10 protein-coding genes are annotated in these 10,859 nt (G+C 62.8%); 7 read left to right on the top strand and 3 right to left on the bottom strand.

The window, feature by feature from the left end:
* The 3 genes from EN964_RS12255 to EN964_RS12245 form a co-directional block, all read right to left on the bottom strand.
* Window positions 1-847, bottom strand: an 847-nt coding sequence (locus EN964_RS12255) for an ABC transporter permease (RefSeq protein ID WP_164775795.1), incomplete at its 3' end; no start/stop codon positions are given.
* Window positions 844-2,373 carry a sugar ABC transporter ATP-binding protein gene (locus EN964_RS12250; protein WP_127271393.1) on the bottom strand — a complete coding sequence of 510 codons (1,530 nt, stop codon included), beginning with the start codon at window positions 2,371-2,373 and terminating at the stop codon, window positions 844-846. The genes EN964_RS12250 and EN964_RS12255, both read right to left, overlap by 4 nt.
* Before the next feature lie 83 nt (window positions 2,374-2,456).
* Window positions 2,457-3,584, bottom strand: a complete 1,128-nt coding sequence (locus EN964_RS12245) for a sugar ABC transporter substrate-binding protein (protein WP_127273122.1) — start codon at window positions 3,582-3,584, stop codon at window positions 2,457-2,459.
* 219 nt (window positions 3,585-3,803) lie between these two features.
* Between EN964_RS12245 and EN964_RS12240 the strand changes: the two genes are divergently transcribed.
* From EN964_RS12240 to EN964_RS12205, 7 genes are all read left to right on the top strand, one after another.
* A complete protein-coding gene (locus tag EN964_RS12240; RefSeq protein ID WP_013533053.1) occupies window positions 3,804-4,478 on the top strand; it encodes a GntR family transcriptional regulator in 675 nt (224 codons plus the stop codon).
* Between the two features lie 283 nt (window positions 4,479-4,761).
* Complete coding sequence (locus tag EN964_RS12230) at window positions 4,762-5,589, top strand: phosphogluconate dehydrogenase C-terminal domain-containing protein (RefSeq protein ID WP_127269048.1); 828 nt, start codon at window positions 4,762-4,764, stop codon at window positions 5,587-5,589.
* Window positions 5,590-5,917: 328 nt separating this feature from the next.
* Window positions 5,918-6,859, top strand: a complete 942-nt coding sequence (locus EN964_RS12225) for a D-ribose ABC transporter substrate-binding protein (protein ID WP_127269049.1) — start codon at window positions 5,918-5,920, stop codon at window positions 6,857-6,859.
* Window positions 6,860-6,954: 95 nt separating this feature from the next.
* Window positions 6,955-7,599 (top strand): DUF2291 family protein, encoded by a 645-nt coding sequence (locus EN964_RS12220; protein WP_127269050.1) that lies wholly within the window; start codon window positions 6,955-6,957, stop codon window positions 7,597-7,599.
* Window positions 7,596-9,152: a sugar ABC transporter ATP-binding protein gene (locus tag EN964_RS12215; protein WP_127269784.1), complete on the top strand. Its 1,557-nt coding sequence runs from the start codon at window positions 7,596-7,598 to the stop codon at window positions 9,150-9,152. The genes EN964_RS12220 and EN964_RS12215 overlap by 4 nt, the downstream gene beginning before the upstream one ends.
* Complete coding sequence (locus EN964_RS12210; protein ID WP_027036223.1) at window positions 9,145-10,209, top strand: ABC transporter permease; 1,065 nt, start codon at window positions 9,145-9,147, stop codon at window positions 10,207-10,209. The genes EN964_RS12215 and EN964_RS12210 overlap by 8 nt, the downstream gene beginning before the upstream one ends.
* Before the next feature lie 2 nt (window positions 10,210-10,211).
* Window positions 10,212-10,859, top strand: a 648-nt coding sequence (locus EN964_RS12205) for a Gfo/Idh/MocA family protein (RefSeq protein ID WP_164775794.1), incomplete at its 3' end; no start/stop codon positions are given.

Here is a 10,859-nt window from a genome sequence, read left to right as displayed (position 1 = left end):
CCACCGGGCCGCCCTGCCCGCCGCCGAGGCGCGTGCCACCGACGACGACCGCCGCGAACATCGACAACAGCAGCGGATTGCCGACCAGCGGATCACCGCTGCCGGTCTGGGCGCTGATGAAGACGCCGGCAAGGCCATAGCAGCCGCCGGCGATGACATAGACGGCAAAGCGCACCAGCACGACATTGATGCCGACGGAAGCGGCCGACTCCGGATCGCTGCCGACCGCATAAAGTGCTGTGCCGAAGCGGGTTCCCTTCAGCCAGAACCAGGCGAGCAGGACGACGCCGATCACCACCAGCGGCATCGGCAGCCAGCCGGTGATCGCGTCGCCAAGATAGAAGGTACCGAGATCGGGCGACACGAAGCCGCCGGGCTTGTCCATCACCAGCAGCGTCACGCCTTGCAGGATGAACATGGTCGACAGCGTCACCACGATGGGCTGCATGCGCAGCACGGCGATGAAGAAGCCGTTGAAGGCGCCCACCGCCATGCCGACGCCGATGCCGACGGCGGTCCACAGGATGATGCTGGCGCCTGGCGCCATCGGGTCCATGCTCGATGCCAGCACGGCATTGACCAGCGATATCACCGCGCCGGCAGAGAGGTCGAAACCGCCCGACAGGATGACGATGGTCTGACCGATCGCGGCGAGCGCCGAGGTGGTGCCGCCGCTCGACAGGAACGACACGTCGAAATAGGTCAGCGGCCCGGCGTTGATCCAGTCGACAACGAAGAGCAGGATCGCCAGGACGATCGCGGCAATCAGCGCGCCACGATTGCGCACCAGCGCGCGGCGCAGACCGAAGCCGCCGGGAACAGGGGATGAGGCTGCTGCGCTGCTCATGCGGCTTCCCCGGCATGGCCAAGCGCCGGGCGCATGATGGCCGGTTCGGTGATGGCGTCGCCTTCGAGTTCGGCGGCGATGCGCCCGTCGTAGAGAACCAGGACCCGGTCGCATTGGTGGACGAGTTCGGGAATCTCGGTCGAGTGCAGCAGGATCGAACCGCCCGAAGCCACGTAGTTTCGCATCATCACATAAAGCTCGTGCTTGGTGCCGACGTCGATGCCTCGGGTGGGATCGAACAACAGAAGGATGCGGCTCTGCGCCACCAGCCATTTGGCGATGGCGATTTTTTGCTGGTTGCCCCCGGAAAACGCACCGGCCCGCGTCCAAAGCGCGCGGCGGTCGACCTCGACAGTGTCGAATGCCGCCTCGACGGAGCGGGTCTCAGCCTGCGCGTCGACAAGGCCTAGCCGTGTGAAGCGCGATATCACCGGCAGGGTGGCGTTCTGGCTGCCCGACAGCTTCAGGAACAGGCCTTCGGATTTGCGGTCTTCCGGCACCAGGCCGATGGCCATGTTGGGGCGCAAGGCATCGGCCGGCGAACCGAGCCAGACCTTGCGGCCGTCGACGAGGATGTGGCCGCGCTCGATCTCGGCCATGCCAAAGCAGGCCAGGAACAGGTCCTGCTGGCCCATGCCCTGCAACCCGGCGACGCCGAGGATTTCGCCCTTGCGCAGATCGAAGCCGGCGCCGTCGAGCTTGCGCCCGACCTTTAGGTCGCGCACGCCCAGAACCGGCGGCCCGAAAGCCTGGGCGCTGTCCGGCTTGGGCGGGAAGGTCTGCTCGATGCTGCGGCCGATGATCTTTTCGATGACGTCGCCATCCGAGACATCGGCAACCGGCGCGGTGACGATGTGGCGGCCGTTTCTCAGGATCGTCAGCGTGTCGCAAAAGGCGCGGACCTCGCGCATGCGGTGCGTGATGAAGACGATGGTGGTACCCGCCGCCTTCAGCCCGGCGATGATGTCGCCCAGCCAGTCAACATCGCGGCCGGCGAGCGTCGAGGTCGGTTCGTCGAGCAAAAGGATGCGCGGCTTGCGGTAGACGGCACGCGCGATCTCGATCTTCTGGCGCACCGAAAGCTCGAGCTCACTCACCTCGGCGTCGAGATCGACGGAAAAACCGAGATCCTCGATATGGCGGCGGACGGCCTTGCGGGCGGCACCGCGGCGGATCAGGCCGGAGATGCCGACCGGGGCGTAAGGCAGCATCATGTTGTCGAGGACGGAGAGGTCGCGCACCAAGGTCATCTCCTGGAATGCTGTCTGCATGCCCAGCGCATGTGCTGCGCGCGGCGCGCCGTAAGCGATCTCCTTGCCGAAGACACGGACATGGCCTTGGCTCGGCCGGACCAGTCCGGACAGCAGCTTCACCAGTGTCGACTTGCCCGCTCCGTTTTCACCGAGCAGGGCATGGACGCTGCCGGGCGCGATCGCAAACGACACGCCGTCCAGCGCAACGGTCGGTCCGAACGCCTTGCTGATGCCGTCGATCTCGATGGCGGGGAGCTCGGAATGTTCTGTCATTGTCCTCGATCGCCAGGCTTGGCATGGGCTGACGATGCACGGACAGAAAATGTCCGCGCATCGTCAAGATCGCCTTGGGAGGCTTATTCTTCCGGTTGTCCGACGAGGGCAGCCGCGAGGCCGACCTCGGGTGTCTGGTCCGAGAAGATCGAGGCAAACCAGCCCGGGTTGGAGACCAGCGACGGCTTGAAGGCGTTGCAGCCGGCCTTCATCTCCGCCCATGTGCCTTCGTCGCACAGCTTGATCGTCTCGTTGGTGACGACCGGCAGCGGCAGGATGGTGGTCTTAGGCACGTCCTTGCCTTCGATCGCCTCGACGGCAAGCTTCAGCGCCAGCGCACCCGAATAAGGCGGCGAGGCGTAGGAAATGCGTTGTGCGCCGGCCGGCGCGTAGGGCGCGGCCGCGCCTTCGACTTCGGTGCCCTCCGGCAGCATCTGGATGCGGCCGCCATTGGAACCTTCGCCGGCGCAAGGCAGGAGTTCGCTGGTCTTCTTGCCAGCCTCGAGCTGCATCGAGTTGGCGGTGAAGCAGCCGACCTGCATCCACAGCCCGTTGATGTCGTCCCAATTGCGGGTGGCCAGGATTTTCGAGAGCTCGGTGCGGGCGACCGCCTGGCTCCACATGCCGACAGCCTCGCCGACGATCTTGATATCAGGATATTTGGCGAAGACTTCCTTGGCGGCTTTTGTCCGCTGATCGTCGACGGATGTTCCCGGGACACCCGTGATGGCGATGATGTTGCCCTTGCCGTTGAGCTTCTTGACCAGCCATTCGGCGGTCACCCTGCCGGCTTCCAGCTGGTCGATGTGGACGTTGTAGGCACAAGGCTCGGTGATCTCGGCGTCGTAGGCAAAGACCTTCACGCCCTTGTCGCAGGCATTCTTGACGACCTGGTTGAGCGCGGTCGGGGAAATCGGATACACGACGATCGCCTCGGCGCCGCTTTGCACCATCGCGTTGATCTGCTGAATCTGGCGTTGCGCGTTGGGGCCAGCGACCTGGACCTGCAGGTCGACCTTGTCGGCCAGGCTCTTGTGGGCGGCCATGGCCTTGACCATGTTGGCCGCCTCCGCCTGCCAATCATTGCCGATGTAGCTCATGCTGAGAAAGATCTTGTGCTTCTCGGCTGCCTGCGCGGCGGACAGGCCGAAGGCGCATGCAGCCATCCCAGCCAGCAGCGCGAGCCGCCGGACTTTCGATCCGATACCCATGTGAAACTCCTCCCAAACAGAACGACCGAATGCCTCCCAAGGGCACAAAACGTAACCCTTGCCATTCGATGCCAGCGACCGTAACATCGTTTGATCAAATATCAATGATGAAATCGTTTATATCAAAACGGGCTATGTCGGCCGCTTGACGTGGCACCACGAACCTTGCATTCCCAGACAAGCAATAGTGTCGCCCTTGGGCGGGAAGGTTGACCGGAGATGGCTGGATCGGCGTTCAGGAAGCCTGGTGTCGAGATCATTCCACTGTCCAAGGAAACTCTGCAGGACCGGGTCTACAATCAGGTCACCGAACTGATCCTCGACGGCAGCATCGTACCGGGCGAGATGGTCACGGTTCAGAGCCTCGCCGACGCCTTTGGCGTCAGCCCGATGCCGGTCAGGGAAGCGCTGCGGCGCCTGACGGCAGCCAACGCGCTCACTGTGGTATCCGGACGCTCCATTGGTATTCCGGCGCTCAGCCGCGAGCGGCTCACCGATTTGCGCAATGTACGTTTTGAGATAGAGGCCATCGCCGCCGGCTGGGCCTCACAGAACCGGAGTGATGCGGATCTTGCGATTTTCGCGCGCGATCTGGACTCACTGGAACGCGCGAATGGCGCGGACGACGTAAAGGCCTATCTCAGGGCGAATTATACCTTCCACTTCGCAATCTACCGAGCAGCGGGATCCGAAACCCTGCTCAAGATCATCAAGGATCTATGGCTGCAGATCAGCCCCTATTTCAATATGCTGCATGGGTCCTACTCGACCGCGAACACATACCATCAACAGATGTTTGCGGCCCTGCGCGACCGGGACGAGCAGGCAGTTCAGGCGGCGGTTCGTGGCGATATCGATGCGGCTTTCGACATGCTGGTCGATCTTTTGAAGTAGCGCCCGGCCCGACCTCCGACCCCTATCACATGCCTCCTATTTCTGGGGATGGCAGAGCAGCGCTCATGCGCACTCAGCGGGCAAGCGCGGGCTTCTTCTGGTGATCTAGAGATCATATCCCGAGCGCGCCATCCATGATTCTCGTGCTACCGGCGGCAGCCGATGACGCGGCGAACGCATCGCATGGTCATTATCGCATTGCCAAAATCTGGTAGCGTGATTATACCAGTTGATCAGTTGACGACGCGCGATGCCGTCGCCGAAGAACAGGAGTGGTGACCAGATGACAACGATTGCGCTGTTCGGGGCTGGCGGGAAAATGGGCTACCGCCTGTCGACCAATTTTCGCGGGTCGCCCTACACGATACGCCATGTCGAGGTCAGCGATGCCGGCCGCGAACGGCTGAAGACCGGACTGGGTTTCGATACGGTCAGTGCCGACGAGGCGCTCAAGGACGCGGATGTGGTGATCCTGGCCGTTCCCGACACGCATATCGGCAAGGTAGCGGCCAGCATCGAGAGCAAGCTGGCGCCAGGCACGATGGTGGTGGTGCTCGACGCGGCGGCACCTTTCGCCGGCCATCTGCCGAAGCGGCCTGACCTCACCTATTTCGTCACTCACCCCTGCCATCCGCCGATCTTCAATGACGAGACCGACATGGCAGCCAAGAAGGACTATTTCGGCGGCGTGAAGGCCAAGCAGCACATGGTCAGCGCCCTGATGCAGGGCCCGGAAGAGGACTACGCCAAGGGCGAGGCGATCGCGAAGATCATATGGGCGCCGGTGATGCGTTCGCACCGCGTCAGCGTCGAACAGATGGCGCTGCTCGAGCCTGGCCTTTCGGAGACGGTGTGCGCCTCGTTGCTGGTGGTCATGAAAGAAGCCGTCGACGAGGTCGTGGCGCGCGGCGTCGACCAGCAGGCGGCACTCGACTTCCTGCTCGGCCATATGAACGTGCTCGGCGCCGTCATTTTCGGCGAGACCAAGGGCGTTTTCTCCGACGCATGCAACAAGGCGATCGAGTTCGGCAAGCCGGTGCTGATGCGTGACGACTGGAAGCGCGTGTTCGAACCGGAAGAGATCGCCGCCAGCATTCAGCGGATCACCTGAGAGAAGACAGGTGCTTGACGCAGCACCTCGAAGGCCCGGCATGCCATTGCCGATCCTCGGTTTTGGTAGCTCATCAGGTACATGTCACCTGAATTTGTGGTTGACTCATCATACCAGTTGGCTTAGCTGTTCATGGCTCGGATCGACAAGGTTTCGCAGGGAGCACGATGCCTGGGCAAGTGGAGGATGGCTGGGGAGCAACGATCCGTCCTGGGTAAGCCGGCAACGGTTTTCGACCCAAGCGATCCGCGGCCCGCGCTGCCTGACGAATTCGGATGCAGACAAAGCCATTGGCCGATCAAGGCAATTTTTCAAACGGGAGGACTTCATGAAACTCACACGCAGAATGACGCTTGCGGCTTTCGCCGGCATGCTGGCGCTTGGCACGGCAGTGCCCGCCTATGCGGCGGATCTCATCGCCATTATCACGCCCTCACACGACAATCCGTTCTTCAAGGCGGAAGCCGTCGGCGCGGAAGCCAAGGCCAAGGAACTCGGCTATGAGGCGCTGGTGCTGGTCCATGACGACGACGCCAACAAGCAGTCCGAGCTGATCGACACCGCGATCGGCCGCGGTGCCAAGGCGATCATCCTCGACAATGCAGGCGCGGACGCCACCGTCGCCGCCGTGCAGAAGGCCAAGGATGCGGGCATTCCGTCCTTCCTGATCGACCGCGAGATCAACGCCACCGGCGTGGCCGTGGCGCAGATCGTCTCCAACAACTACCAGGGCGCCCAGCTCGGCGCGCAGGAATTCGTCAAGCTGATGGGCGAGAAGGGCAATTTCGTCGAACTGGTCGGCAAGGAATCCGACACCAATGCCGGCATTCGTTCCAAGGGTTATCACGACGTCATCGATGACTATCCGGACCTGAAGATGGTTGCCCAGCAGTCGGCCAACTGGAGCCAGACGGAAGCCTATTCCAAGATGGAATCGATCCTGCAGGCCAACCCCGACATCAAGGGCGTGATCTCCGGCAACGATACGATGGCGATGGGCGCCTATGCGGCACTTGCCGCGGCGAACCGCAAGGACGTCATCGTCGTCGGCTTCGACGGATCGAACGACGTACGGGACTCCATCGCGTCGGGCGGTATCAAGGCAACCGTGCTGCAGCCGGCCTTCGCGCAGGCGCAGATGGCGGTCGAGCAGGCCAACGACTTCATCAAGAACAAGAAGTCGCCGGCCAAGGAAAAGCAGTTGATGGACTGCGTTCTGATCAATGGCGACAATGCCGCCAAGCTGGAGACCTTCGCGCTGACGAACTGAGCCAGCGTGATTTCAATAGCGAGGGGCGAACATCGGTTTTCGCCCCTCGCCGCCATTTTCCGTGGGCCGCCCACGATGCTGAACGACAGGCCGCCATGCTGAACACCAAGCCGAACTGGCCGACCCTTACCGTAATGGTCGGCATCAGCCTGACCGCCTGCAAGATCCTGCCTACGAAATCGGAAGCCGGAGACAACGCTCCCGCCTTCAATCCAGACAAGATGGTCGAAGAGACATGGGCGGCAAAGGTCGTGCCCTATCTCCAGCAGAAAGCCGGACCGTTTGCGCAGGTTCACACCCTGGCGACAACCGATCCATCGGCTGCCGGCGCCAAATACGGCAATCCGAACAAGCAGGCGAATTCGCCTTGGACTTTCGCGGTTCGCCTGGAAGGCAAGATCGTCACGGCCAACACGCAGTCGCGGGCAGCAACCGTCGACGTCGATATCGACGGCGACGGCAAAGCCGATGCACGAGTGCAGATCGGACCGGCGGTGCGCGGTACCGCGCTGCGCGACAGCCTGGACTTCATCCAGTTCAACGACTTCACCAACCAGATCGACTTCGCCCAGTTCGGCAAGGCGTTCAACGCTTATGCCGACAAGACGGTGCTCTCCAAGCTGCCACGCGATGCGCTGGAAGGCCGCAGCGCCAAGGTGCTCGGCGCCTATACGCTGGGGAGCGGCCAGGACCTGCCGCTGGTGACGCCGGCGGAGGCAGAGATCGGGCCGAAACCATGAGCGCGACAGCTGAGCGCGAAATCATCCTGAAGCTCGAGGACGTCTCCAAGGTCTATTCCGGCACCGTTGCGGTCAAGCGCGCCAATTTCGAGGTGCGCAAGGGCGCGGTCAACGTGCTGGTCGGTGAAAACGGCGCCGGCAAGTCGACGCTGATGAAGATCATCGCCGGTGTCGAACGGCCGACCGCCGGCCGCATCCTGCTGGAAGGTGAAGAGGTTTCCTTCTCCTCGTCCGCGGACGCGGTGAACCGCGGCATCGGCATGGTGTTCCAGGAGCTGAACCTGTTCGGCAATATGTGCGTCGCCGAGAATATTTTCGCCACCCGGGAGATCACCAACCGCTTCGGCAAGATCGACCGCGAGCAACAGGAAAACCGCGCTGCGGAATTTCTGGAACGCCTGCAAGCCGGCATACGGCCAGACATGCTGGTTGAGGATCTGCGCATCGGTCAGCAGCAGCTGGTCGAGATCGCCAAGGCGGTCTCGCTCGACGCGCGCATCCTGATCATGGACGAGCCGACCTCGGCGCTGAGCGCTGCGGAAGTCGAGATCCTGTTCAAGGTGATCGCCGACCTCAAGGCACGCGGCGTGGCGATCGTTTATATCTCGCACCGGCTCGAAGAGCTGATCCGCATCGGCGACTACATCACCGTGCTGCGTGACGGCCGCATCACCGGCCAGGAAGAGATGAAGAACGTCGACACGCAATGGATCGTTCGCCAGATGATCGGCTCCGACGCCAAGGACTTCGCCAAGGCCGACGGCCATCTTCCGGGAGAAGAGATTTTTCGTGCCGAGGAGATCTGCCTGCCCCGCGCCACCGGCGGACTTGCCGTCGACCATGTCTCGTTGTCGCTGCGTGCCGGCGAGATCCTCGGCATTTACGGCCTGATGGGCGCCGGGCGCAGCGAGCTGTTCGACTGCATCATGGGCCGTCACGGCCATTCGACGGGCGAGATCTTCATTGGCGGTATAAAGGTCAAGGAGCGCGATACGACGCGGCGCATCCGGCGTGGCCTGGCATTGATCCCCGAAGACCGTCAGCGCGAAGGGCTGGTCTCGATCCTCTCGGTCGCCAGCAATTTGACGCTGGCCAGCCTGTTGCGATTTGCCCGCCTGTTCCATATCCGTGGCGCCGACGAAAGGCAGGCGGTGACGCAGATGGTGCGGGAGCTGGCGATCAAGGTCGCCGACCCTGCGCAGGAGGTGTCGTCGCTGTCGGGCGGCAACCAGCAGAAAGTGGTGATCGGCAAGGCGCTGCTCACCGAACCCAAGGTGCTGCTGATGGACGAGCCCAGCCGAGGCATCGATGTCGGCGCCAAGGCCGACGTCTTCCGCACCATGCGCAAACTGTCCCGCGACGGTTTGGGGATTTTGTTCGCCACCTCCGACCTCGACGAGGTGATGGCGCTGTCCGACCGCATCGCGGTGATGAGCAACGGAAAACTGACCGGCATGTTCGATCGCGCCGAAGCGACGGAGGCGGCACTCGTGGCTGCATCCGCGCTTGGCCACGGACCGACCCCACGCACGGAGAGCACCGCCCATGACTGACATCCCAGCCAAAGCGGCCGCTCCCTCCACTTCCAGCGGCTCGGTGCTGCTGACCGTGATGAAGCTTCGGACGTTCATCGCGCTGATCGCCGTGCTGATCTTCTTCTCGATCGCGGCGCCGAATTTCCTATCGACCGCCAATCTGATCCTGATGTCGAAGCACGTGGCGCTGAACGCATTCCTGGCGATGGGCATGACCTTCGTCATCATCACTGGCGGCATCGACCTTTCGGTCGGCTCGATCGTCGGCCTGTGCGGTATGGTGGCCGGCTATCTCGTGCTCAACGGCATCGACCTGCAGATCGGCTACACCATCTATTTCAACGTCTTCGAGATCGCGCTGATCACACTGGCCGTCGGCATATTGATCGGCGCCGTCAACGGATTGCTGATCACCAGGCTGAACGTTGCACCGTTCATCGCCACGCTCGGCGTCCTCTACGTCGCGCGCGGCCTGGCGCTGCTGTCGTCGGATGGCCGCACCTTCCCCAACCTGGTCGGCAAACCGGAACTTGGCACCACCGGCTTCGGTTTCCTCGGTGCCGGCCGGCTGCTCGGCCTGCCGGTGGCGATCTGGATCCTGATCGTCGTTGCACTGGGAGCCGCCTATCTCGCCAAATACACGCCGCTTGGCCGCCACATCTTCGCCGTCGGCGGCAATGAACGGGCGTCGCGGATTTCAGGCGTCCGTGTCAACATGGTGAAGATGTTCGTCTATATGTTCTCCGGTTTCTGCGCGGCGATCGTCGGCCTGATCATCTCGTCCGAGCTGATGGCCTCGCATCCGGCGACAGGCGAAAGTTTCGAGCTCAACGCCATTGCGGCGGCGGTGCTCGGCGGCACCTCGATGTCGGGCGGGCGCGGCACGATCGGCGGCACCATCGTCGGCGCCTTCGTCATCGGTATTCTTTCGGACGGATTGGTGATGATGGGTGTGAGTTCGTTCTGGCAAATGGTGATCAAGGGCCTCGTCATCATCGTTGCCGTCGTCGTCGACCAGGCGCAGCGCCGGCTGCAAAGTCGGGTGACGCTGATGCAGATGGCAAAGGCAGGCTGAGCATGGCGGAGTTGCGAGGAGCGCTGATCGGCTGCGGCTTCTTTGCCGTCAACCAGATGCATGCCTGGCGCGACATAGCGGGCGCCTCGATCGTCGCCATCTGCGACCGTGACCCGGAACGGTTGCGGATCGTCGGCGACCAATTCGGCATTGCGAAGCGCTATACCGATGCGGGGGAACTTTTTGCCGGCGAAAACCTCGACTTCGTCGATATCGCCACCAGCGCGCCCAGCCATCGTCCGCTTGTCGAAATGGCGGCACAGCACCGCGTGCCGGTGATCTGCCAAAAGCCGTTCGCGCCGACGCTCGCCGATGCCAAGGCGATGGTCGGGGCATGCGCGGAAGCCGGCGTGCCGCTGATGGTGCATGAGAATTTTCGCTGGCAGTCGCCGATCCAGGCGGTGCGCGCCGTGCTCGACAGCGGCGAGATCGGTATGCCCTTCTTCGGTCGCATCTCCTTCCGCTCCGCCTATGACGTGTTTTCCGGCCAGCCCTATCTGGCGACGGGAAGGCGCTTCATCATCGAGGATCTCGGCATCCACATCCTCGACATCGCCCGCTTCCTGCTCGGCGATGTGTCCACGATCACGACGCGGACGGTGCGCATCAACCCCGGCATATCGGGCGAGGACGTCGCGACGATGCTGATG

It is taken from the genome of Mesorhizobium sp. M7A.F.Ca.CA.001.10.2.1 (assembly GCF_003998575.1).
GTDB lineage: Bacteria > Pseudomonadota > Alphaproteobacteria > Rhizobiales > Rhizobiaceae > Mesorhizobium.
The sequence above is the reverse complement of the archived record's forward strand: the minus strand, read 5'-3'. Positions and strand labels throughout refer to the sequence as shown.

Excerpts from the sequence above, each read along its gene's own strand:
- EN964_RS12250 (WP_127271393.1), bottom strand. The coding sequence starts at position 2,373 with ATGACAGAACATTCCGAGCTCCCCGCCATCGAGATCGACGGCATCAGC.
- EN964_RS12245 (WP_127273122.1), bottom strand. The coding sequence starts at position 3,584 with ATGGGTATCGGATCGAAAGTCCGGCGGCTCGCGCTGCTGGCTGGGATG.
- EN964_RS12240 (WP_013533053.1), top strand. The coding sequence starts at position 3,804 with ATGGCTGGATCGGCGTTCAGGAAGCCTGGTGTCGAGATCATTCCACTG.
- EN964_RS12230 (WP_127269048.1), top strand. The coding sequence starts at position 4,762 with ATGACAACGATTGCGCTGTTCGGGGCTGGCGGGAAAATGGGCTACCGC.
- EN964_RS12225 (WP_127269049.1), top strand. The coding sequence starts at position 5,918 with ATGAAACTCACACGCAGAATGACGCTTGCGGCTTTCGCCGGCATGCTG.
- EN964_RS12220 (WP_127269050.1), top strand. The coding sequence starts at position 6,955 with ATGCTGAACACCAAGCCGAACTGGCCGACCCTTACCGTAATGGTCGGC.
- EN964_RS12215 (WP_127269784.1), top strand. The coding sequence starts at position 7,596 with ATGAGCGCGACAGCTGAGCGCGAAATCATCCTGAAGCTCGAGGACGTC.
- EN964_RS12210 (WP_027036223.1), top strand. The coding sequence starts at position 9,145 with ATGACTGACATCCCAGCCAAAGCGGCCGCTCCCTCCACTTCCAGCGGC.